The organism is Bordetella genomosp. 2 (assembly GCF_002261345.1).
Lineage (GTDB): Bacteria > Pseudomonadota > Gammaproteobacteria > Burkholderiales > Burkholderiaceae_B > Bordetella_A.
This window is the reverse complement of the sequence record NZ_NEVT01000003.1, coordinates 337,588-360,131: the sequence shown is the minus strand read 5'-3', so window position 1 is coordinate 360,131 and position 22,544 is coordinate 337,588. Positions and strand designations below refer to the sequence as shown.

Annotated in this window: 21 protein-coding genes; 9 read left to right on the top strand and 12 right to left on the bottom strand. The window is 69.1% G+C overall.

Translation table 11 applies throughout. From position 1 onward, the window contains the following. Positions 1-2 precede the first annotated feature (2 nt). Positions 3-1,559, bottom strand: a complete 1,557-nt coding sequence (locus CAL24_RS03770) for a peptidylprolyl isomerase (protein WP_094805760.1) — start codon at positions 1,557-1,559, stop codon at positions 3-5. After that, entirely contained in the window at positions 1,556-3,901 is a 2,346-nt protein-coding gene (locus CAL24_RS03765) for an LPS-assembly protein LptD (protein ID WP_028356757.1), read from the bottom strand. The genes CAL24_RS03770 and CAL24_RS03765 overlap by 4 nt, the downstream gene beginning before the upstream one ends. Positions 3,902-4,088: 187 nt before the next feature. On the opposite strand from CAL24_RS03765, the gene CAL24_RS03760 reads away from it, so the two are divergent. The 3 genes from CAL24_RS03760 to CAL24_RS03750 all read left to right on the top strand — a co-directional run bounded on the left by CAL24_RS03760 (position 4,089) and on the right by CAL24_RS03750 (position 6,667). Further along, positions 4,089-5,129, top strand: a complete 1,041-nt coding sequence (locus tag CAL24_RS03760) for an aminoglycoside phosphotransferase family protein (protein ID WP_094805759.1) — start codon at positions 4,089-4,091, stop codon at positions 5,127-5,129. Continuing rightward, complete coding sequence (murU, locus tag CAL24_RS03755; protein ID WP_094805758.1) at positions 5,129-5,827, top strand: N-acetylmuramate alpha-1-phosphate uridylyltransferase MurU; 699 nt, start codon at positions 5,129-5,131, stop codon at positions 5,825-5,827. The genes CAL24_RS03760 and murU overlap by 1 nt, the downstream gene beginning before the upstream one ends. Positions 5,828-5,968: 141 nt before the next feature. After that, on the top strand, positions 5,969-6,667 hold the full coding sequence (locus CAL24_RS03750; RefSeq protein ID WP_170947046.1) for a DUF6776 family protein: 699 nt from the start codon (positions 5,969-5,971) through the stop codon (positions 6,665-6,667). Between the two features lie 7 nt (positions 6,668-6,674). Here CAL24_RS03750 and CAL24_RS03745 read toward each other — a convergent pair whose 3' ends face one another. The 5 genes from CAL24_RS03745 to CAL24_RS03725 all read right to left on the bottom strand — a co-directional run bounded on the left by CAL24_RS03745 (position 6,675) and on the right by CAL24_RS03725 (position 10,657). Then, positions 6,675-6,989, bottom strand: coding sequence for a 4a-hydroxytetrahydrobiopterin dehydratase (locus CAL24_RS03745; protein ID WP_038854109.1), 315 nt, complete (start codon positions 6,987-6,989; stop codon positions 6,675-6,677). Between the two features lie 59 nt (positions 6,990-7,048). Then, a complete protein-coding gene (locus CAL24_RS03740) occupies positions 7,049-7,696 on the bottom strand; it encodes an OmpA family protein (protein WP_028356762.1) in 648 nt (215 codons plus the stop codon). Positions 7,697-7,793: 97 nt separating this feature from the next. Beyond that, entirely contained in the window at positions 7,794-8,933 is a 1,140-nt protein-coding gene (locus tag CAL24_RS03735; RefSeq protein WP_028356763.1) for an iron-containing alcohol dehydrogenase, read from the bottom strand. 4 nt (positions 8,934-8,937) lie between these two features. After that, complete coding sequence (locus tag CAL24_RS03730) at positions 8,938-9,375, bottom strand: cupin domain-containing protein (RefSeq protein ID WP_028356764.1); 438 nt, start codon at positions 9,373-9,375, stop codon at positions 8,938-8,940. A gap of 22 nt (positions 9,376-9,397) precedes the next feature. Continuing rightward, positions 9,398-10,657 carry an ABC transporter substrate-binding protein gene (locus tag CAL24_RS03725; RefSeq protein ID WP_249278471.1) on the bottom strand — a complete coding sequence of 420 codons (1,260 nt, stop codon included), beginning with the start codon at positions 10,655-10,657 and terminating at the stop codon, positions 9,398-9,400. A gap of 198 nt (positions 10,658-10,855) precedes the next feature. Between CAL24_RS03725 and CAL24_RS03720 the strand changes: the two genes are divergently transcribed. Then, complete coding sequence (locus CAL24_RS03720) at positions 10,856-11,458, top strand: helix-turn-helix domain-containing protein (RefSeq protein WP_028356766.1); 603 nt, start codon at positions 10,856-10,858, stop codon at positions 11,456-11,458. Between the two features lie 9 nt (positions 11,459-11,467). Here the strand turns inward: CAL24_RS03720 and CAL24_RS03715 are convergent, their stop codons facing one another. Genes CAL24_RS03715 through CAL24_RS03705 form a run of 3 tightly spaced genes read right to left on the bottom strand, consistent with a single transcriptional unit; the run spans position 11,468 to position 14,429 of the window. Continuing rightward, positions 11,468-12,955: a tripartite tricarboxylate transporter permease gene (locus CAL24_RS03715; protein ID WP_028356767.1), complete on the bottom strand. Its 1,488-nt coding sequence runs from the start codon at positions 12,953-12,955 to the stop codon at positions 11,468-11,470. A gap of 1 nt (position 12,956) precedes the next feature. Further along, on the bottom strand, positions 12,957-13,445 hold the full coding sequence (locus CAL24_RS03710) for a tripartite tricarboxylate transporter TctB family protein (protein WP_028356768.1): 489 nt from the start codon (positions 13,443-13,445) through the stop codon (positions 12,957-12,959). Between the two features lie 24 nt (positions 13,446-13,469). Then, the gene (locus CAL24_RS03705) at positions 13,470-14,429 is read right to left on the bottom strand and encodes a tripartite tricarboxylate transporter substrate binding protein (RefSeq protein ID WP_094805755.1); all 960 of its coding nucleotides are present in this window, start codon (positions 14,427-14,429) and stop codon (positions 13,470-13,472) included. Between the two features lie 278 nt (positions 14,430-14,707). Between CAL24_RS03705 and CAL24_RS03700 the strand changes: the two genes are divergently transcribed. Together CAL24_RS03700 and CAL24_RS03695 are read left to right on the top strand one after the other, a co-directional pair. Continuing rightward, positions 14,708-14,890: a hypothetical protein gene (locus tag CAL24_RS03700; protein WP_028356770.1), complete on the top strand. Its 183-nt coding sequence runs from the start codon at positions 14,708-14,710 to the stop codon at positions 14,888-14,890. Between the two features lie 41 nt (positions 14,891-14,931). Further along, positions 14,932-15,399 carry an MEKHLA domain-containing protein gene (locus tag CAL24_RS03695; RefSeq protein ID WP_094805754.1) on the top strand — a complete coding sequence of 156 codons (468 nt, stop codon included), beginning with the start codon at positions 14,932-14,934 and terminating at the stop codon, positions 15,397-15,399. Here the strand turns inward: CAL24_RS03695 and CAL24_RS03690 are convergent. After that, positions 15,391-16,311, bottom strand: a complete 921-nt coding sequence (locus tag CAL24_RS03690; protein ID WP_094805753.1) for a LysR family transcriptional regulator — start codon at positions 16,309-16,311, stop codon at positions 15,391-15,393. The genes CAL24_RS03695 and CAL24_RS03690 overlap by 9 nt on opposite strands. A 97-nt stretch (positions 16,312-16,408) precedes the next feature. Between CAL24_RS03690 and CAL24_RS03685 the strand changes: the two genes are divergently transcribed. Then, positions 16,409-17,629, top strand: coding sequence for an MFS transporter (locus CAL24_RS03685; protein ID WP_028356773.1), 1,221 nt, complete (start codon positions 16,409-16,411; stop codon positions 17,627-17,629). 80 nt (positions 17,630-17,709) lie between these two features. Here CAL24_RS03685 and CAL24_RS03680 read toward each other — a convergent pair whose 3' ends face one another. After that, entirely contained in the window at positions 17,710-18,357 is a 648-nt protein-coding gene (locus CAL24_RS03680; RefSeq protein WP_028356774.1) for an IclR family transcriptional regulator, read from the bottom strand. Positions 18,358-18,462: 105 nt separating this feature from the next. Here CAL24_RS03680 and CAL24_RS03675 point away from each other — a divergent pair, with 105 nt between their 5' ends. Further along, positions 18,463-20,514, top strand: a complete 2,052-nt coding sequence (locus tag CAL24_RS03675; RefSeq protein ID WP_094805752.1) for a hydantoinase/oxoprolinase family protein — start codon at positions 18,463-18,465, stop codon at positions 20,512-20,514. Next, positions 20,511-22,529: a hydantoinase B/oxoprolinase family protein gene (locus CAL24_RS03670; protein ID WP_094805751.1), complete on the top strand. Its 2,019-nt coding sequence runs from the start codon at positions 20,511-20,513 to the stop codon at positions 22,527-22,529. Before CAL24_RS03675 ends, CAL24_RS03670 begins: the two co-directional genes overlap by 4 nt. Positions 22,530-22,544 lie beyond the last annotated feature (15 nt).

Genomic DNA, 22,544 nt, shown 5'->3' with positions numbered 1-22,544 from the left:
GCCTAACGGGCGTTCTCTTCCATGCGGCTCTGCTTCTCGAGGCGGTTGTCGATATACGCCTCGTTGCGCAGCTGCGCCAGCCAGTCTTCGAAGGCCGGCTCGGCGCGACGCTCGAACAGGATCTGGCGCGCCTGCATGCGCTGCAGCTCGTCGCTGACGTCATGCTCGCGGCGTTCCTCGACCTGGATCAGGTGCCAGCCGAACGGCGACATCACCGGCTGGCTGATGCCGCCGACCGGCAGCGCGTTCATGGCCTGCTCGAAAGGCGGCACCATTTCGCCGGGGTTGACCCAGCCCAGGTCGCCGCCCTGCGGCGCGTTGGCGTCCTGCGAATACTGGCGCGCCATGTCGGCGAACGACGCGCCGCCGTTGACGATGCGCTGGCGGATCTGCTCGAGCCGCTGGCGCGCCTGGTCGTCGCTCATGACCGTCGAGGTCTTGATCAGGATGTGCCGCGCGTGCGTCTGGGTGACCTGCACGGGCCCCTGCCGGGCCGGCATGCCGGCGCCGGGCTGCGGCGCCACCGGGGCCTGCTGCTGCGGCGGCGCCGCCGGCCGGGCCGGCGCGCCGCCGGAGCGGTCGAGGACCTTCAGGATATGGAAACCATTGCCGCTCTGGACCAGGCCGCTGACCTGCCCCTGCTGCAGCGAGCCGACCGCCTTGATGAAGAGGTCCGGCCAGCCCTCCAGCGGCCGCGCGCCCATGACACCCCCCTGGAGCGCCTCGGGACCGTCGGACTCGGCGGCGGCCAGGCTGGCGAAATCGCCGCCCTGCTTGATCCGCGCCAGCAGGTCCTCGGCCTTCTTGCGCAGCGCCGCCACCTGGTCGGGGGTGGAGCCTTCAGGCACGCGCACCAGGATCTGCGCCAGGGCGATCTGCACCGGCCCGGACTGCGCCGGCGCGGGAGCCGGCTGCGCCGCCTGGCCGGGCGCCGGCGCGCGCGCTGCTGCTGCGGCGGCGGGGTTGCGTTCCTGGTCCTTCAGGAAGGCATCTACCTCGGCGTCGGTGATGACGATGGTGGAATCGACCGTGCGCTGGCGCAGGCGGTTCATGCGGATTTCGTTGCTGAGCGACTGGCGGTACTGATCCCAGGGCACGCCGCTTTTCTCGATCTCGGCGCGCATCTGCGCCACCGGGATGTTGTTGCGCGCGGCGATGCTTTCGATGGCCCGGTCGACCTGCTGGTCGTTGACGCGGATCCCCAGGCGGTCGGCCTCCTGCCGCTGCAGGCGATCCATGATGAGGTTCTGCAGCACTTGCCGGCGCAGGATGTCCTGCGGGGGCACCTGGATGCCGCGCTGCTTGAGCTCCGCCGTGGCCCGCCCCGCCGCGACATCGACTTCGCGCAGGGTGATCACGTCCTTGTTGACGACGGCGGCGATGCCGTCGACGAACTGCTCGCGCGGCGCCGGGGCCGCCGCCGGCGCTGGCGTCGCGGCCGCGCCGGAACGGGCGGGCGCGGGCTGCTGGGCGGCCAGCACGGCGGGCGCGGCCGTGCACGCGGCCAGGACCAGCAGGTTGCCGGGCAGCCGGCGCAAAGTGTGCAAGCTACGCATCATTCATACCTTTCAAACGTCGTGCCGGGAGGCGGCGCGGGAGTGACCGACTGGTACCCCGGAATACTCTTGTTCAGCAGGCTCATGGGATCGGTGCCCAGCGAGCCCAGCCCGTTCAGTTCCAGCTGGAAGAACACCGCGCTGTTGGTGTCGGCCGAAGAGACGGCATAGCGCTGGAACACCACGCGGCCGGTCCAGCAGCAATCGCCCTTGTACTCGAGGCCGGCAATGGCCTGGGTGACGCGCGGCGATTCCCGCGCGGCGGTGTCGGTGGCGGCCTCGGTGCGCAGCGAATAATCGACGCGGCCCACGCCGTACCAGCGTTCGCTGAACGGCCACTGGAAAGCCACGCTGATCTGGTCCTGCCCGCGCGGCTGGTAGGCCACGCCCGGCAGCGGATCGCGCTGGTAGCGGTACGCCACCGCCACGGAGGTCAGGCGCTGCGGCCGCCAGCGCGCGCTGATCAGGCCGCGCGACCAGTTGTTGCGGTACGGGTCGTATTGCGCCGCGACCTCGGTGCTGAGCGTGTCGGTCAGGGCGGCGCTGGCCGACACGAGGAAGTCGGAACGCACGTTGTCGCGCGGCGTCTCGCCCGGCAGGGTGACTTTCTGGTCTTCGAAATACAGCCGCTGCGCCGCCGACAGCGCCAGGCGCTCGAAGCCGGTGTCGGCGTCCAGCCAGCGCGTGGTCAGCGCGGCCGTGAGCTGGTTGGCGTTGGCGATGCGGTCCCAGCCGCCGGTGTAGATGTTTTCCTGGAAGGCCTGGTCGAAGCTGAAATCGGCCAGCGTCGTGTCGTAGACCGGCAGCTTGGACTGGTCGCGGTACGGCACCCGCAGGTAGTACAGGCGCGGCTCCAGCGTCTGGATGGATGCGTTGCCGAACAGCGTGGTGTCGCGCTCGAACACCAGGCCGGCGTCGAGCGAGAAGATCGGCACCGTGCGCGACATCGAGCGCGGGTTGTTGGACAGGCTGTACCAGTCGGTGTCGTACTGGGTGTAGTTGATGCCCGCCTTGGGAATGAGGAACCAGCCGGGCCGCACGATGGGATACGAAGCCGTGGCGTAGCTCTGCAGGCGGTCGCCGTCCGGCCCCAGGCGCACGCCGTCCAACAGCGGCTGCTCGAAGCGCACCGCGGAGTTGGTCCATTCGAGGTCGAAGCCGCCGAAGTCGTAGCGCGCGCCCTTCAGGTAGAACTCGGGCACCTTGTCGTAGGGCGGGGCGAGCGGCGCGTCCGGATCCTGCAGGGTCTGGTACTTGAACACCTGCACGTACGATTGCCAGTAGCGGCTGCCCCAGCCCACCCGGCCGCGCTGCGGCAGGTAGGTGGTCGAGGCCTCGTTCAGGCCCAGCGAGGAGAAGTCGCGAAAGTAGTCGTCGTCCGAGACCTTGGCGAAGTCCCAGTCGGCATAGAAGCCGGCGCCCAGCAGCTGCTGGTGGCGCGAGCGGAACATCCAGCGCGAATCGCCGGTCTCGCGGTCGCTGGACAGGTACGTGCCCACCATGTTGCCGGAGTACGACTGGCCCAGGTAGCGGAACTCGGCGCCCAGTTGCGGGCCGCGCTTGCTCAGGAAGCGCGGCTGCAGGGTCAGGTCGTAGTTGGGCGCCAGGTTGAAGTAGTACGGCAGCGACAGATCGAGGCCGCTGTTGCTGGTGTAGCCATAGGTGGGCACCAGGAAGCCGGACTTGCGTTCTTTCTTGACCGGGAAAGTCAGGTAGGGCGACGCCAGCAGCGGCACGTCCTTGAAATAGAGCACGCCGTTGCGCGCCACGCCCTCGTTCTCGTCGAAATCCAGGTCGACGCTGTCGGCCTTGATGTACCAGGATGGCTCGACGCACGCGCAGCCGCTGTATTGCACGGTGGTCAGGCGCATCTGCGAGCGGCTGAAGATCTCGGCGCGCTCGGCGCGGGCCGAGCCGCCGCTGGCGCCGATCCAGAAATTGGGCGATTCGATCTCGCCGCTGTCGGTATCGATATTGAACTGCGCCGAGGGGCCGGTGACCAAGGTGCCGTCGCGCATCAGCCGCGCATTGCCCTTGATGTCGACGGCGCCGGTGTCGCTGCGGTAATCGATGCGGTCGCCCTTGGCCACGCCGTCGATGCGGCGCACTTCGGCGGTGCCGGTCAGGGTGACGTTGGAATCGGGGTCGCCCTGCATGTGGTCGGCCTGCAGGTAGGCGGGGATGTCGTCGTCGGGCAGCCGGTGCACGCGCAGGCCCGGCGAAGTACGCAGCTGGGGCGTCAGCCGCAGGCCGTTATCGGCGGGCGGGACCGTTCCGCTGCCTTGGGCGTGAACGGCCCCGGCCATGCTGACAGCAGAGAGGATCAACCACCGGACCATACGCACCGTGAATGCAAACCTTATCGACAGAGACTCCCGCCCCGCGGCGCGGCGACGGTGGCGGCCCGATCGGCGGGCGCCAAAGGCGCTACGAGCGGGAACGACCCGGTATTATAGAGAAGCCGCGCGTTATGACCGTCAACAGGCACGCGCGGTTCGCAACCAAACTCTACCGCACCACGAGACGGCCCCCTTGAGCACCAACCACGACCCGCGCCTGGCCCTGATCCACGCCTGGCTGCGCACCCTGCCCGCCGAGCTGGCGCTGGCGCCCGACACCCTGCGCCCGGCGTCCAGCGACGCCAGCTTCCGCCGCTACTTCCGCCTGGACGCCGGCGACCGCACCGCCATCGTCATGGACGCCCCGCCGCCCCATGAAGACGTGCGCCCCTTCCTGCACGTCGGCGAGCTGCTGCGCGACGCCGGCCTGAACGTCCCCGCCGTGCTGGCGCGCGACCTCGACCAGGGCCTGCTGCTGCTGTCCGACCTGGGCCAGGACACGTACTACCAGCGCATCCAGTCCGGCCTGAGCGACGCCCAGCTGCAGGGCCTGTACCGCGACGCCTTGGCCGCCCTGGTGCGCCTGCAACAGGCGCGCGCCGACGGCCTGGCGACCTACGACCGCGACCGCCTCGCCGCCGAGCTCGAATTGTTCCCGGAATGGTATGTGGGCCGGCATCACGGCGTGCAACTCGACGACAAGACGGCCGCCGCCCTGCGGCAGATTTTCGACCTGCTCTCCGACGCCAACGCGGCGCAGGCCACCGTGCTGGTGCACCGCGACTACCATTCGCCCAACCTGATGGTGTGCGACCAGCCCGCCTACGGGCCGAATCCCGGCATCCTGGACTTCCAGGACGCCCTGGCCGGCCCCATCACGTACGACCTGGCCTCGCTGGTGACCGACGCCCGCACCACCGTGGAAGAACCCCAGCAACTGGATTGGGCGGTGCGCTACTGGGAAATGGCGCGCGCCGCCGGCCTGCCGGTGGACAGCGATTTCGCGGCCTTCCACCAGGCCTACGAATGGATGAGCCTGCAGCGCAACCTGCGCATCATGGGCGTGTTCGCGCGGCTGCACCATCGCGACGGCAAATCGCACTACCTGGCGCACATGCCGCGCATGAACGCCTACGTGCGCCAGGTGGCGCAGCGCTACGGCGTGTTCACGCCGCTGCTGCGCCTGCTGGACCGGCTCGACGAGCGCGAAGTGCGCGTGGGATACACGTTCTGATGCGCGCCATGATCCTGGCCGCGGGACGCGGCGAGCGCATGCGGCCCCTGACCGACCGCACGCCCAAGCCGCTGCTGCCGGTCGGCGGCAAGCCCCTGATCGTCTGGCACCTGGAGCGCCTGGCGGCGGCCGGCATCCGCGATATCGTCATCAACCACGCCTGGCTGGGCGCGCAGTTGCCCGGGCAGCTGGGCGACGGCGCCCGCCATGGCGTGCGCATCCGCTATTCCGCCGAATCCCCCGCCCTGGAGACGGCCGGCGGCATCGCGCACGCCCTGCCCCTGCTCGGCACGGAACCGTTCCTGGTCGTCAACGGCGACATCTGGTGCGACTGGGACCCGCGCGAGGCGGCCGGCTGGGCGGGCCGCCTGGACACGGAACGCGCCGACGCCTGGCTGCTGCTGGTGGACAACCCGGAACACCATGCGCGCGGCGACTTCGCCCTGTCGGCCGGCGGCCGCGTACTGGCCGAGGGCCCGCGGCGCCTGACCTTTGCCGGCATCGGCCTGTACCGCCCCACCCTGTTCGCCGGCCTGGACCCGGATGCGCCGGCGCCGCTGGCGCCCCTGCTGCGCGAGGCCATGGCCCGCGACGCCGTGCTGGGCGCCCGCCACGGCGGCGCCTGGACCGACGTCGGCACGCCGGAGCGCCTGGCCCGGCTGGACGCCGCCCTGGAGCGCGCGCGCGGCGCCCAATAAAGTGTTTCCAAGCCGTACGTAGGCAACTAGACTTGTCTGACGTAACCTTGGCAGGCCACGACACGTTATCCTTTACGGCTTTGGCCGGCTCCCCGGGGCCGGCCGCGTACACACTCGATACAGGATTTTTCTCACATGGGGATGTTCGGACGCTCGCAACGGCCCGCTTTCAAACCGTCGGTCTACCAGCCCGGCAAGCGCACGCGGCGCATGCCGCGCTGGCTGGTGCTGCTGCTCATCGGCATCGGCCTGGGAGCCGGCGGCGTATTGTTCCTACAGGCCAACTACGGCCCGCCGCGCCTGACCGCCGAACAGTCCGAACAACTGCAGTCCGAGCTCAACGCCGCCAACCTCGACCGCCAGCGCCTGCGCACCCAGCTCGAGGAAGCCACCAAGCAGCGCGACACCAACCAGGCTTCCAATGCGCAGCTCACGGCCGACCTGGCGCAAGCGCGCACCCGCATCCAGGAACTGACGCAAGAATTCCAGGTGTTCCAGGACGCCGTCCCGCCCGACCCGCGCGGCACCGACATCGGCGTGCGTTCGGGTTCGTTCTCGCGCGATCCGGGCAAGCTCGACTACCAAGTGCTGCTGATGCGCGACAAGGCCGACGCGCCGGCCTTCAAGGGCACGCTGCACCTGGCCGTGCAGGGCGTCTACCGCAATGGCCGGTCCGGCACCATCGAGCTCGATCCCATCGACGTCTCGCTGGGCCGCTACCAGGTGGCCCAGGGCACGGCCGAAATGCCGGAAGGCTTCACCCCGCGCTCGGTGCGCATCCAGGTGCTGGACCCCTCGCAGCGCCAGCAGGCCATGCGCATCTACTACGTGCGCGGCTGAAGCCGCCTCAGGTCGCGGCGCCGCCCAGGCGGGCGGCGGCCTCGTCCATGAAGCGCGCCATGCGCGCGTCCAGGTCGGTGACGCCGCCGGCCGAATGGGTCGCCAGCACCACGTCGACGCGGTTATAGACGTTGGACCATTCCGGGTGATGGTCGAGTTTCTCGGCATGCAGGGCGACGCGCGCCATGAAGCCGAACGCGGCGTTGAAATCGTCGAAACGGAAGCTCTTCGCGATGGCGTCGCGCCCTTCCTGGGCGCGCCAGCCGGGCAATCCGCCCAGGACGGCCTGGGCGCCCAGGCGCGGCAATGATGATTCGCTCATGGTGACGCTCCATAAAAAAGGCGGCCGCGGACGCCTGCCCGCGGCCGCCCGGCGGCTGCTTATTGCTTGACCGCGTACAGGTAGACTTCCACCCGCCGGTTGGCGGCGCGCCCTTCGGCGGTGCCGTTGTCGGCGATCGGGTCGCGCGCGGCGCGCCCTTCGATCGACATGCGCGCCGGCGCCACGCCCTGTTGGGCCAGATAGGCGGTCACGCTCTTGGCGCGGTTCTCGGACAAGGTCTGGTTGTGCGCGGCCGAGCCGGTGCTGTCGGTATGCCCCACCACCTTGGTGCGCAGCTCGGGATGCTGGCTGAGGGCGCGCGCCACGCTGTCCAGCACCGGCAACAGGGCCGGCTTGAGGACGGCCTTGTCGGTGTCGAACGACACGTTGCTGGGAATGTTGACCTTCAGGCTGCCGTCGGGCATTTCGACCACGTCGATACCCAGCGACGTCGCGCCCGATTGCTGCACGTCTTTCTTGACTCCCGACCAGTTGTAGCCGATCAGGCCGCCCGCCACGGCGCCGATGCCGGCGCCGATGGCCGCGCCCTTGCCATGCCCGATCAGGGCGCCGATACCCGCGCCCGCGGCGGCGCCGGCGCCCGCGCCGACCGCGGTGTTGGTCTGCTGCTGAGTGGCGCAGCCCGCCGCCAGCACGGCGACGGCCGCAATGACGGCAACACGGTTGAATGTTCTTCTTGCTTGCATGGCAGCCTCCATGGCTCTTGTTGACGGTACCGGCGAACCGGCACACCTATGCTAGCAAGGCGGCCATGCGGCGCTGCAACTTTTTGTACCGCCACCCTTACATGGAATTTCGCAATAGTTCGACGTAATCCTGCGCCGATGCCTCGCGCGGGTTGGTCTTGTGGCTGTGGTCGGCCAGCGCGCCGGCGACGATGCGCGGATATTGATCCTCGGTCACGCCCAGTTGCGCCAGCCCGCCGGGCAGGCCCAGACGGGCGCTCATCTCGCGGATCGCCGGGCCGACCGCGTCGCCGCCGGGCAGCGCCATGGCCTGGGCCAGCCGATCCAGCTTCGCTTCGGCGCGCACCGAATCGGCCTGCCCGTTGAAGGCAATGACGGCCGGCAGGAAGATCGCGTTCAGCGTGCCATGGTGCAGCGCCGGGTCGATCCCGCCCAGCGCGTGGCTGAGGCTGTGCACGCATCCCAGGCCCTTCTGGAAGGCCAGCGCCCCCTGCATGGATGCGCTCATCATGTTCAGCCGCGCCTCGCGGTCGCCCGGCTCGCGCGTGGCCCGCTCGATGTGCCGCCAGGCGCGGCGCAGCCCATCCAGCGCGATGCCGTCGGCGGGCGGGTTGAAGGCCGGCGCGAGGAAGGTCTCGATGCAATGCGCGATGGCGTCCATGCCGGTGGCCGCCGTCAGGCGCGCCGGCAGCCCCAGCGTCAACTCGGGGTCGCAGATCGCCGCCTTCGGGATCAAGTGCGGCGACAGCACGCCGACCTTGCGCCCGTCATCCAGGATGAGGATCGCGCCGCGCCCGACTTCGCTGCCGGTGCCGGCCGTGGTGGGAATGGCGATCAACGGCGCCACGCGCGCGGTGATGCGCGGCGCGCCGCCCTCGATCGCCGCATAGGTCTTCAGCGGCCCGTCATGGGTGCCGCACAGGGTCACGCCCTTGGCCAGGTCGATGGCCGATCCGCCGCCGACCGCGATGACGCCGTCATGGCGGCCGCCGCGGAACAGCGCGACGGCGTCGCGCAGCGCGGCCTCGTTGGGGTTGGGCGGCGTGGCGTCGTACACCGCGACGCCGGGCGCGTCGCCGAGCGCATCCAGCACGCGGTCGAGCAACCCGGCCGCGCGTACGCCGGCATCGGTGACCACCAGCGGCGCGCGCATGCCGAGCCGGGCGCATTCGCCGGCCAGCGTGGCCAGCGCGCCATAGCCGAACTGGATCTGGGTCAGGTAGTTGATCAGCGCCATGGCGTCACACGTCGGTCCGTTCGCGCGCCACCTCGATGCGCTGGTACATGTTGAAGCGCTTGTCGTAGATGGGCCGGCCGCCGGTGGTCGGGCCGGGATACTGCACGATCACCATCAGGCCGCCGGTTTCGGTCTTGAGTTCCTCCTCGCAATGGGGATCGCCATGGCACAGCATGGTGCCGGGGCCGCAGCGGCGGCCGCCGATGGTGAACTCGCCTTCCAGGATGTACCAGACCTGGGCGAAGTCGTGGCGATGCCAGGGGTGATAGGCGCCGGGTTCCAGCCGCAGCAGGCCGGCGTTCGGCAAGGTCGGCTCTTCGGGCGTGGGATGGAACAGCATCTTGCCGGTCTCGCCCGGCCAGCGGATCGTCTCCCAGTCCATCTCGTCGACATGGCGGATGCGGGGCGGCGGATCTTGCGTAGCGTGTTGCGGGGCATTCATGGCGGTCTCCTTGGGTCGTGTATCACTGCCGGACGAGCGGGCACTCGCTGGCCGACAAGGGCTTGAATATCTTGTCGCCGGGGATGGTCTCGAGGATCTCGTAGTAATCCCACGGCTCTTTCGAGTCCTGCGGCGCCTTGGCGCGCACCAGGTACATGTCGTGCACCATCTGCCCGTCGGCGCGCAGCCGCCCTTCCCCGGCAAAGACGTCGCGCACCGGCAGCTCGCGCATCTTGGCCATGACGGCCTTGCCGTCATCGGTGCCGGCCGCATCCACGGCGCGCAGGTAATGCAGCACCGCCGAGTACACGCCGGCCTGCGTCATGGTCGGCATGGCGCCGTGCCGCTCGAAGAATTTCATCGACCAGGCGCGCGTCTCGGGCGTGCGGTTCCAGTAGAAGGCGGTCACGAACTGCAGGCCCTGCGCCGCCTTCAGGCCCATGCCATGGATATCGGTCAGGAACACCGCCGGCGCGGCCAGCGCCTGCTTCGGCGTGATGCCGAACTCGGCGGCCTGCTTGATGGCGGTAGTCATGTCGCTGCCGGCATTGGCCAGCGCGATGATCGACGCCCCGGAAGCCTGCGCCTGCAACAGGAAGGAGCTCATGTCGGCCGTATTCAGCGGATGGCGCACCTCGCCGGCCACTTTGCCGCCGCCGGCCTCGACGGCGCGGCGGATGTCGGCGGCGAAGGCATGGCCGAAGGCGTAGTCGACCGTCAGCAGGAACCAGCTCTTGTAGCCCTGGGCGGTCAGCACCTGGGCCAGCCCGTGGCCGTTGGTGTAGCTGGTGTAGACCCACTGGGCCGAAGTCGCGGTGCAGGCCTTGCCGGTGAAATCCGGCGAGGCGGCCGCGATCAGGGTGACCTTGCCGCGCTCGCCGGCCAGCGCCTGCACCGCGAAGCCGACGGCGGAATTGGAGAAATCCGCGATGGCGTCCACCCCCTCGCGGTCGAACCAGGTGCGCGCGATGCCGGCGCCTACATCGGCCTTGTTCTGGTGATTGCCGGCGATCAGCTCGATTTTCTTGCCGGCCGCCGTGCCGCCCATCTCCTCGATTGCCATCCTGGCCGCCTCCACCGAGCCGGGCCCGGCCAGGTCGGCATACGTGCCGGACTGGTCGTTGAGAATGCCGATCTTGACGACGTCGCCGGAAATGCCCGAAGCTGTGGCGGCGGACATCATGACGGCCGCGGGCGCCAGCAGCACCGCCCGCAGGGCGGCGCGAAGCCGGCATTGGCGCGCTCGCCGCGCTGGCGGCCGGCTGCTTTGTTGGGTGTTCATGATTTGTCTCTCTCCCGCGCCGGCCTGGGTCGGACGGCGTCATATTTGCTTTGTATGCAAATTTTTTTGCATACAAAGCAAATTATAGCCAGTTTGCGCCGGCGCGCAATGGCGGTGCGCGCATGCCCGGCCGACGGCGTCCCGCCACTACAATGGGCGGCCGGTTTTCGTCGGCCGGCCCATGAATGTCCAGGACCCATGAACCAGAAAGTCACCGAGCGCATCGAATGGGTGGCGCGCCAGCTGGGCGCGCGCATCCGCCATGCCCGCCAGGCGCATCGCATCACGCTTGAGGGGTTGAGCGAGCAGACCGGGCTGTCGGCCGGTTTCCTGTCGCGGCTGGAACGCGGCGAGGCCAGCGCCTCCATCTCGAACCTGATCGCCATCGCCACGCATCTGGATATTCCGCTGCGCGAGTTCTTCGAAGAACCGGAAGCGGCCAGCCCCGACTACGTGCTATACCGCGCCGACGAGCGCGCCGAGACGCCCGCGCTGACGGCCCACGGCTACACCTATCGGCTGTCCAGCGGCGACCTGCCGGACCAGCAGATGAGCGCCTTCGAGCTGAGCTTTCCCCCCGACGGGAAAATGAAGCCCAAGCTGTTGACGCACGAAGGCGAGGAAGTCCTGTACTTGCTGGAAGGCGCGATCGAATTCCAGATCGCCGACCACACCTTCACCATGAAGGCCGGCGACTGCGTGCACTTCAATTGCAGCAAGCCGCACATGGGCCGCAACATCGGCAAGACGCCGGCCCGCATGCTGATGGTGGTGACGCCGGCGCACTCCAAGCGCGGCTGAGCCGCGCCGCTACGCGCCGGCCCGCAGCTTGCGCAACAGGCCCGGCAGGAACAGCACCGCCAGCGCCAGCACGAAGAAGGTGATCGACAGCGGCGACGACACCAGCACCAGCGGGTTGCCTTCGCCGATGGACAGGGCGCGGCGCAGCTGCGTTTCCGCCAGCGGCCCGAGAATCAGCCCGATCAGCACCGGCGCGATCGGGAAGTCGTACACGCGCATCACATAGCCCAGCAGGCCGATGACGAACATCAGCAGCAGGTCCATCCAGGACGTCCCCACGCCCCAGATGCCGACCAGCGCGAACACCAGGATGCCGGCGTACAGGTAGGGGCGCGGGATCAGCAGCAGGCGCACCCACAGGCCGACCAGCGGCAGGTTCAGCACCAGCAGCATCAGGTTGCCGACATACAGGGAGGCGATCAGCCCCCACACCAGGTCGGCGCTGTTGACGAACAGGAACGGCCCCGGCTGCAGGCCGTAGCTCTGGAAAGCGGCCAGCAGCACCGCGGCCGTGGCGGAAGTCGGCAGGCCCAGCGTCAACAGCGGCACCAGGATGCCCGCCGCGGCCGAGTTATTGGCGGCCTCCGGCCCGGCCACGCCCTCGATGGCGCCGCGCCCGAATTCGTCCTTGTGGCGGCTGAGGCGCCGCTCCAGCGTGTAGGACAGGAAGGTAGGCACTTCGGTGCCGCCAGCCGGCAGGGCGCCGATGGGAAAACCGATGACCGTGCCGCGCAGCCACGGCTTCCAGGACCGCTGCCAGTCCTGCCGCGTCATCCAGCGGCCGCCGGCCAGCGGGTTGACCGCCGGCGGCGCGTTGCGATAGCGGCTGGCCACGTAGAGAATCTCGCCGACCGCGAACAGCGACACCAGCACCACCGTGACGTCGATGCCGTCGAGCAGGTCGGGCGAGCCGAACGCCAGCCGCGCCTGCCCGGTCGGGCCGTCGATGCCGACCACGCCCATGGCCAACCCCAGGAACAGGGCAATAAAGCCGCGCACGCGCGAGGCGCCCAGCACCACCGACACCGACGTGAAGGCCAGCAGCATCAGGGCGAAATAGTCGGCCGGGCCGAACACGAAGGCCAGCTCGGCAATCGCCGGCGCCAGGAACGTCAGCGCCAGCGTGGCCAGCGTGCCGGCCACGAACGAGCCGATCGCGGCGGTCGCCAGCGCCGCGGCGCCGCGCCCCGCGCGGGCCATCTTGTTGCCTTCGAGCGCGGTCATCATCGAGCCGCTCTCGCCCGGCGTGTTGAGCAGGATGGAGGTGGTCGAGCCGCCATACATGGCGCCATACAGCACGCCGGCGAACATGATGAAGGCGGCCGTGGGCGCCACTTTCACCGTCACCGGCAGCAGCAGCGCGATGGTCAGCGCCGGGCCGATGCCAGGCAGCACGCCGACCGCCGTGCCCAGCAGCGACCCGAAAAACGCCCACATCAGGTGGGCCGGCTGCAAGGCCACGCCGAAGCCGGCCATCAGGGAATCGAAAGCGTCCATGTCACCACCCCGCCAGCGGCAGCGCGCCGCCCAGGGTCACGCCCAGCCTGGAAAAGCCGAACCAGCAGAGCAGCCCCAGCGCCAGCCCGATGACGCAGTCCAGCAGCAGACGGCGCGAGCCGAAGGCATGCGTGACCAGGACGAACGCCAGCATGGCGGTCAGCGGGAAGCCCAGCGGCCGCATGGTCAGCAACGGAATGGCGGCGCCGGCGGCGGCGCAGGCCAGCGCCTTGCGCGACGGCGGCGCGCCCGCCTCGGCGCTCTCGGCTTCCTGCGGCTCGAACGAGGCGCCGCGCGCGATCTGCGCCAGCAGGGCCAGGCCCAGCGCGATCAGCGCCAGGCCGACGATCATGACGAAATCGCCCGGGCCGACCCCGGCGTAGCCGCCCATCTTGGGCAACCCGTATCCCTGCTGCACCCAGACCGCCCCGATGGCGATCACGGCCAGCCCGAGCCACCATGGCCGGCGGCGTTGCGGCGTTGCTGACATCGCGGCCTCCCGTGGCCCGGCGTGTTACTTGATCAGGCCCAGGTCCTTCAGCACTTGCTCCTGGCGGACCTTCTCCGCTTCCAGGAACTTGGCGAACTCGTCGCCGGCCAGGTAGGCATCGGCCCAGCCGTGATCGGCCAGCGTCTTCTTCCATTGCGGCGAGGCGTGCATTTTCTCGAAGCGCTCCAGCCACATGGCGCGGCCCTTGTCGCTCATGCCCGGCGCGCCGATGATGCCGCGCCAGTTGCCGATGACCACGTCCACGCCCGATTCCTTCAACGTGGGGGCGTCGACGCCGGGAAGGCGCTGTTCGGACGTGACCGCGATGATGCGCAGGCGCTTCTGGTCCGCATAGGGCTTGAATTCCGACAGGCCCGACAGCGCCAGCTTGAGCTGGCCGCTGACCAGCAGCGGCACCAGTTCGGCACCGCTCGGATAGGGGATGTAGTTCAGCTTGCCGGGCGCAACGCCGGCGGCCTTGGCGATCAGGCCCGCCGCCACGTGATCCACGCCGCCCACCGAGCCGCCGCCGATGGCCAGCGCGCCGGGGTTCTTGCGCAGCGCGGCGATCACATCGTCGACCGTCTTGAGGGGGGAATCGACCGGCACGGCCAGCACGTCGGCGTCGTCGGTCAGGCGCACCAGCGGCGTGGTGCCGTCCAGCGATACGGGCGACTTGTTGAGGATGATGCCGCCCACCAGGATCGCGCCCATCGACATGATGGCGTTGTCGTCGTTCTTGCTGGTGTTGATGAACTCGGCCAGGCCGATGGTGCCGCCGGCCCCGCCCTTGTTGGTGACCTGAAAGCCGTCGGTGAAAATGCCGGCCTCCTGCATGACCTGCAGCGGGACCCGCGCCGCGGCATCATAGCCGCCGCCCGGGCCGCCCGGCGCCATCACTTTGGCCGGCGCCGCCAGCGCGGCCAGCGGCATGGTGATGGCGGTCACAATGGAAACAGCCAGTACTTTCATGATGCGTTGCATGAACGATGTCTCCTCGGCCGTCCGGCGCGGGAGCGCATGCGGGGCCGTTGCCTGGTTATTCAAATATTGCAACTGCCCTTGATACTAGACAATTTTGTTGCTTGACGCCATGCCGGCCGGGCCGGCTTACTGGGCGGCAGGCCAAAGCCGCGTTCAAGGCCATTTTCCCTGGCTTATTCGCACGCATGGGCGCCGGCTGTTTGGTGAAACATTGACGGTCGCCGCATTGCGCATGTTCGCCCCCCCTCGAAGACCCTGCCCCATCCGGGCGCTCCATCATGATCGATCCCTACCGCCGCGAGCAGATCGCCTACACCCTCGCCAAGCTGGCCGAAGCCATCGGCGACTCGAACCGGGACGCCGCGCGGCTGCTGCGCAAGCTCAAGCGGGAGATCTTCGCCGACGAAGCAAGCGCCCTGCCCCACGACAAGCCGCGCGCGCAAAACGTGAAGCCGCGCTGACCGGGCGCGGCAGGTCGAAGCCGCCTCATTACAATGCCCGCATGGACCTGCGCACCGACCTCGCTTTCGCCGAACTGCTGGCCGGCAGCTACCGCCGCCTGACCGGCCGGCCGCTGCTGCCGGCGGACCTGCCCGCCCACGCGGCCGCCCGCTGGCTGTATGAAGAGGCCCCATTCGGGCTGCTGGCGCACAACACCGCCGCCGACCCGGTATTCGTTTATGGCAATCGACGCGCACAGGCGCTGTTCGAATACGACTGGCACGAGCTCACCGCCCTGCCGTCGCGCCTGTCGGCCGCCGCGCCGCAGCGCGACGAGCGCGAACGCTTCCTGCAGCGGGTGCGGCGCGACGGCTATGTGGACGACTACCGCGGCGAACGCATCACCAAGCACCAGCGCCACTTCTGGATCGCCGGCGCCACGGTCTGGCAATTGCGCGATGCCGATGGCGCCCTGCACGGCCAGGCGGCCATGATCCCCGCCGTGGAGCCTGGCGGCTGCTCACGCTGACCGAAAGCCCTGGCGGGCGCAGCGCCTGAGCGCGTCGGCCAGATGGCGCGCCGCCGGCCCCAGCGGCGCGTCGACGCGATGCGCCAGGTAGACTTCCGAGGCCACCGCGCCATTGCGGCCCAGCGCCCTGGTGCGCACCCGGGCCAGCCGGCCTTCGTCCAGGTCGCGCTGCACCAGCCACAAGGGCAGGCGCCCCCACCCTGCTCCCGCCAGGATCAGCGCGTGCTTGGCGTCCTGGGTGCTGACCCGGCAGGTCTGCGGCGACATGACGCCGAAATCGCGCCCCCTGGACAGCGGAGTCGGGTCGGCCAGCACGATCTGCACATGGTCGGCCAGGTCCGCGGCATCCAGCGCGCGCGTGTCGGTGGCGGCCAGCGGATGCGCGGCCGCCACCACCGCCACTTGCTCAACGGACGACAGCGCCTCCAGCGCGATGCGCGGATCGCGGAAGTTCTCGCCGACCGTGACGGCCAGGGTGCAGCGCTGGTCCAGCAGGGCCTGCAGCGGGCCGCCCAGCGGCTCGATGGCGAGCCGCACCGACACCCACGGATAAGCCGGCCGCAGGGCGGCGATGGCCTGCCCGATCTGGTGCAAGGGGAACAGCGTGTCGACCACCAGTGCCAGCTCCGCTTCCACCCCGTCGCCGAAACCGCGCGCGCGGGCCCGCATGGCGTCGACGCGCAGCAGGATGTCGCGCGCATTGGCCAGCAGCGCCTGGCCCTGGGGCGTGAGTACCGGACGATGGCCGGACCGGTCGAACAGCTGGATGCCGAGCTGGGTCTCGAGGTTGGCGATGCTGGCGCTGACGCCCGACTGCACACGCCGCAATTTGCCGGCGCCGGCGCGAAAACTGCCGCAGTCGGCCACGGCCACGAAAGTGCGGATCTGGTCCAGGGTCAGGGCGTCCAGCATGATCTGTTTTTCTGATCAAAACTATCGTAATTATGTCACTTCTGCTGTTCGACCTGGCTCGCTAGCATTTGCCTGTTTTGCATTGAAGAGATCATCCATGTCCACCCTCACCCAAGATGCGCCACTCCGCGCGCCGGCCGGCGCGACACAATGGGCCACCGTGGCAATGGTGGTGGCCAGCGGCGTGGTCGCCGCCGTGCAGGTCGGCAAGGCCGCCATCGCCGTGCCCATGCTGCAGGCCGACCTCGGCCTGAACCTCGGCGCGATCGGCTGGCTGACGGGCATCTTCGCCATTCTCGGCGTGGTCGGCGGCATTCCGGCCGGCGCGGTGGTCAGCAGCGCGGGCGACAAGCGCGTGCTGGCGGCCGGGCTGCTGGGCATCGCCGCCGGAGCGGCGCTGGGCGCCGCCACCAGTTCCTACGCCGTGCTGCTCGGCTCGCGCGTCCTCGAAGGCGCGGGCTTTCTGTTCGTCACCGTGGCGGCGCCCGCCATACTGGGACGTCCCGACGTAGTCGCGGCCCGTCACCGCGACCAGGCCTTCGCGCTGTGGAGCTGCTTCATGCCCGCCGGCATGGCGGCGGCCATGCTGCTGGGACCGCTGGCAAGCAGCTGGCAAGCGCTGTGGTGGGCCGGCGCGGGCCTGGCCCTGCTGGCCGCGCTCGGCGTCATGATGTGCGTGCCGGCGGCGCGCGCGCGGCGCGCAGTGGCGTGGCGCGACCTGCCGCGCGACGCCGCCGGCGTATGGCGCGCCGGCAGCCCCGCCATACTGGCCGGCGCCTTCGGGCTGTACAGCCTGATGTTCTTCGCGCTGTTCAGCTTCCTGCCGGTCCTGCTCATGGAGCGCATGGCCGTCGCCCACGGCGCGGCCGGCGCATTGAGCGCGCTGGCCTCGGCGGTGAACATTCTTGGCAACCTGGCCGCCGGCTACTTGCTGTCGCGCGGCGTGCCACGGCCCCTGCTGCTGGCGGGAGCCAGCCTGGCGATGGGCGCGACCGGCCTGCTGGTCTTCCTGGCAGTGCTGCCCGCGACGCCGACCTTCCTGCTCTGCATGCTGTTCTCCGCGGTGGGCGGCCTGATCCCCGCCACCCTGTTGTCCAGCGCGCCGCTCGCGGCGCCGGCGGCCGCGCTGACGCCGATGGTCATCGGCCTGATCATGCAGGGCAACAACCTCGGCCAGATCGTCGGGCCGGTCGCGGTGGGCCGCGCCATCGACGCCTATGGCTGGCGCGCGGCCGCGCTGATCGTCGGCTTGGCCGCGCTGCTGGCCGTGGCCGCGGCCGCCGGCCTGCGTCGCAGGCTGGGGGACGCGCGGCGCTGACACACGCAAAGAACCGCGCAGCGCCCTGTCCGCTTCCTGCCTGGCCGGAGTCTATCCGGCCAGGCGGCGGACGGGCGCCTTCATACCTCGCCCAACCGCATCAACCGCCGAATCTCGTCGCGCGCCGCCCGCAACATCGGCAGCAGTTCGCTTTCTATGCGCTGCCGGGAATAGTCCTCGTCATTCACGGACAGCCCGAGCGACAGGCTGCGCGCGGGCCCGCTGAACAGCGATATGCCCACCGTGGTGACCTTGCGATCGGGGTAGACGGCGATTGACCACTGGTCTTCGGGGAGGTCCAGCGCGGCGCACAGGGCGCTGCCCGGCGGCAGGGAATTGCCCACCCGCAGATTGACGACCAGGATCTTGCGGCGTTCGGACTCGGAACTGGCGCGCGCAATGATGATGACTTCGTCCTTGCTTTTTTCGCCGATGTTCACGGTGCCCGAACAGCGTTCGGCCAGCGCCTGCAGCGCCGCCTGGATGACATCGTTGACGCCCGTATTGGCCAGGGCGGCAAAGCCGATTTCCAGCAACTGCGGCGTCAGCGACCACAGCGTGCCTTCCTTGCGCACATAGCCCTCGCTTTGCAGCGTGTTGAGCAGGCGCAGCACCGTGGAATGCGGCAGTTCCACCGCCTTGGACAGAGCCGTCAGGGATTGCCCCGGCCCGCTACGGAAAGCGCGCAGGATGGCTAGACACCTCTGGACCGACCTATTATCATTCATTTGACCACTGTATGAAATTATTGTTCATCTAGTGAACATCATAACCCGCTTCAGGGGCGCCTGCAAGCGGTTCGCTCACTCCGCGACATCGTTTTGGGGGCATTCATGGGGTACAGAGTAGGCGTCGACATCGGCGGGTCGTTCACGGATTTCGCGGTGTTTGACGAAGACAGCGGCGAGATCAAGAGCCTGAAAGTGTTTTCCCGCCCGGACGAGCCGGGGCAGGAAGTCATCGCCGGGGTGCGCATGCTGGGCGAGCGCTACGGCATCCAGCCCGGGCAGATCAGCTACTTCACCCACGGCACGACGGTGGGCATCAACACCGTCATCCAGCGCAAGGGCCTGAAGCTGGCGCTCTTCACCACAGAGAACTTCTGCGACGTGCTGGAACTCGCGCGCCTGAAGACGCCCGACATGTACCACCTGCTGTCGCGGCGCCCCGAGCCGCTGGTCAAGCGCAGCATGGTGTTCGGCATCGCCGAACGCATGGCGCCGGACGGCTCGGTGCGCAAGCCGCTGGACGAAGCCAGCGTGCAGCGCGCCGTCCAGGCGGCGCGGGCGGCCGGCGCCGAAGGCATCGTCATTTCGCTGCTGCACTCCTACCGCAACCCGGCCCACGAACTGCGCGCCAAGCAGATCATCGAGTCGCTCGCGCCCGACCTGCCCGTGTCGTGCTCCAGCGAGACCTGGCCCATCATCCGCGAATACGAGCGCACCATCACCGCGGTCATCGGCGGCTACGTGCAACCGCGCGTCGCGCATTACCTGGGGTCGCTGCAAAGCGCCTTGAAGAACGCCGGCGTGCGGCCGGAACCCCGGCTGACCAAGTCCAACGGCGGCGTCATGACCGCCGAACAAGGCAAGCGCGACTGCGTGCAGATGATTCTCTCGGGCACCGCGGCCGGCGTCATCGGGGCCAGCCATGTGGCGGCCACCGCCGGCATTCCCCGCTGCCTGAGCCTCGACATCGGCGGCACCAGCGCCGACATCGCGGTCATCATGGATGGCAAGCCGATGTACGGGGTCGGCGAACTGATCGGCGACTTCCAGATCCACATCCCGTCAGTGTCGGTGTCGTCGGTCGGCGAAGGCGGCGGCTCCATCGCCTGGGTCGACCCGCTGGGCGTGCTGAAGGTCGGCCCGGAAAGCGCCGGCTCGCGCCCCGGGCCGGCCTGCTACCGGCGCGGCGGCACCCGCGCCACCATTACCGATGCCTTCGTGTGCTGCGGCCTGGTGGGGCATTCCGACCTGGGTTACCAGGCGGTGGAAGTGGACGTCGAGGCGGCGCGCGAAGCCGTGGGCGAACTGGCCGGCCAGCTGGGCCGCGGTATCGAAGAGACCGCCGAAGCCATTATCCAGATCGCGGTGTCGGGCATGTGCGCGGAAGTCAGCGGGCTGGTGTCGCGCTACGGCATCGACCCGCGCGAATACGCCGTGCTGGCCTTCGGCGGCGCCGGCCCCATGCTGGGCTGCTTCCTGGCGCGCGAGATCAAGGTCAAGGAAGTCGTCGTGCCGCCCTCGCCCGGCACGCTGAGCGCCCTGGGCGGCCTGATCGCCGACCTGAAAAGCGACTTCCTGAAGACGGTGTACACAGACCTGACGCCGGCCAACCTGCCCACCGTGCGCGACGAGTTCGCCACGCTGCGCCAACGCGCGGAGCAGTGGCTGATGCAAGAACAGGGCCATGTCGACCAGGCCGAACTGGTTTATTCCGCGGAAATGCGCTACCGCGGCCAATCGTACGAAATCGACACCGTACTGGACCCGGCCGACCTGCAAGCCGGCAATCTGCAGGCCATAGGGCAGGCCTTCCACGCCATGCACCGCCAGCTGTACGGACATGCCGACGAGCGCGCTCCGGTGCAGATCGTCAGCCTGCGCGTCGTCATTGCCGGCAACAACGACAAGCCGCGTTTCCCGCGCCACCCGTCGCGCCCGGGCGCCCCGCGTCCGGAACGCTCGCTGCGTGTCTGGCTGGACGGCGGCTTCCGCGAGGTCGACCTGTATGCCCGCACCGCCCTGCACGCCGGGCAACGCTTCAGCGGGCCGGCCATCGTTACGCAAGACGACTGCACCACGGTGATCCCGTGCGACCACGCCTGCCATGTCGACGAGTTCGCCAACCTGCGCATCACTTCCGAAGGAGCCGCGTCGTGAGCACGACCCTGGACAATTTCCGCCTGCAAGTCCTGGCCAACCACTGCACGGCCGCCGCCGAGGCCATGGGCTATACGCTGATGCGCACGGCCTACTCCACCTTCGTCAAGGAAACCGAGGACTTCTCGGCGCAACTGATGACGCCGGCGGGCAAGACTTTCGCCTCGCCCAAGACCTTCGGCGCCACCTGGTACACCGGGCTGGACTACGGCCGCGTCATCGCGATGTTCGACGACTACCGCGAAGGCGACATCTACCTGACCAACGACCCCTACAGCGGCTATGTGTCGACGCACACGCCGGACATGCACGTATGGAAGCCGGTTTTCCGCGGCGGCACGCTGGTCTGCTTCGTGGGCACCCACATCCACAATACCGACATGGGCGGCGCCGTGCCGGCCTCGCTGTCGCGCACCCTGACCGAAGTACACCAGGAAGGACTGCGTATACCGCCCATGCTGCTGATGCGCGACGGCGTCATCGACGAAAAACTGCTGCGCATCATGCAGGTGAATGTGCGCATGCCCGAACAGAACCAGGGCGACCTCAATGCGCAGATCGCCGCGCTGAACGTGGGCGAGCGCAAAGTGCACGAGATCATCGACCGCTTCGGCGTCGAAGAATTCATGCAGGGCGCGGAAGCGATCCTGGATTACGCCGAACAGCAGACGCGCGCCCTGGTTCGCGGCATCCCCGACGGCGAGTACGAGTTCTCGGAGTATGCCGACGAAGATTCGGTGGGCGGCTATCCCTGCCGCATACATATCACCCTGCGGGTGCGCGGCGACGAACTGGAGCTGGACTTCACCGGCAGCGATCCCCAGGTGGCCTCGTCCCTGAACGTGCCGACCGGCGGGGATGGCCACCATTCGGTCATCACGGTGGGGCTGATCTATGTCATGCATACCCTGGCGCCGCGCAATGTCCTGAACGCCGGATCGGTGCGCCCCATGCACGCAATCCTGCCCGAAGGTTCGGTGGTGAACCCGCACGCCCCCGCCGCGGTAGGCATGCGCAGCCTGATGGCGGCCGTCATCCAGGCCTGCACCTTCGGCGTCTTCAGCCGGGCCTTGCCCGACCGCCTGCCGGCCTGCCCCGCAGGCGGATCGACCCTGCTGAACGTCAAGACGGCCACCCGCGAAGGCCGCCAGGTGCTGTCGTCCATCGGACCGTGCGGCGGGGGCGCCGGCGGCGGGCCGGAGCATGACGGAGTGGAAGGTTGCGGCGCCAACAACGCGTTCCTGAAGAACACCCCGGTGGAAATCAACGAAGCCGAAGTCCCCATCGAGATCATCCGCTACGGCCTGGTCCCGGATACGGGCGGCGCCGGCCGGCTGCGCGGCGGCAATGCCGCCACCATGGAGTTCAGGCTGCTGGCGCCCAACGGCGTCGTCACGGCGCGCAACCGCAACCGCTCGGAACTGGCGGCCTGGGGCGTGGTCGGCGGCAAGGCCGGGGCCAATTCGCGCTTCATCAAGAACCCGGACTCCGAAAACCCTGAAGAATTGCGCAACAGCGACCTGGTGAACTGCGCCCCCGGCGACGTCATCCGCCTGCAAGGCCCGGCCGGCGGCGGCTACGGGCATCCCCATGAACGGCCGGTGGAACAGGTGCTGGAAGATGTGCGCTGCGGCTTTGTATCGCCGGCACGCGCCCGCGCCGCCTACGGCGTCGTGGTGCGCGACGACCTGACCGTGGACGAGGCCGCGACGCGCGAATTGCGCGGCGCCGCCCGCGGCGCCGACAGTCATTTCGACTATGGGCCCGGCCGCACACGCTTCGAAAGCATCTGGACGGCCCAGCGCTATGACGCCATGACGCGCATCCTGGCAGCCATCCCCGTCGCCTGGCGGTTTTTCGTCAAGCACCAGTTGTTTGCCGCCCTGTCGGACACGCCGCCGCCTTCCGGTGGCGGCGCGGCAGACATCGAGCGCGTCTATGCGCGGCTGAGCGAGCGCTATGCCGACCTGCCGCCGCTGCACACCATCAGCGCAGGCGCCACGGCCGGGGCCTGAAGCCTGGCGGTTTCC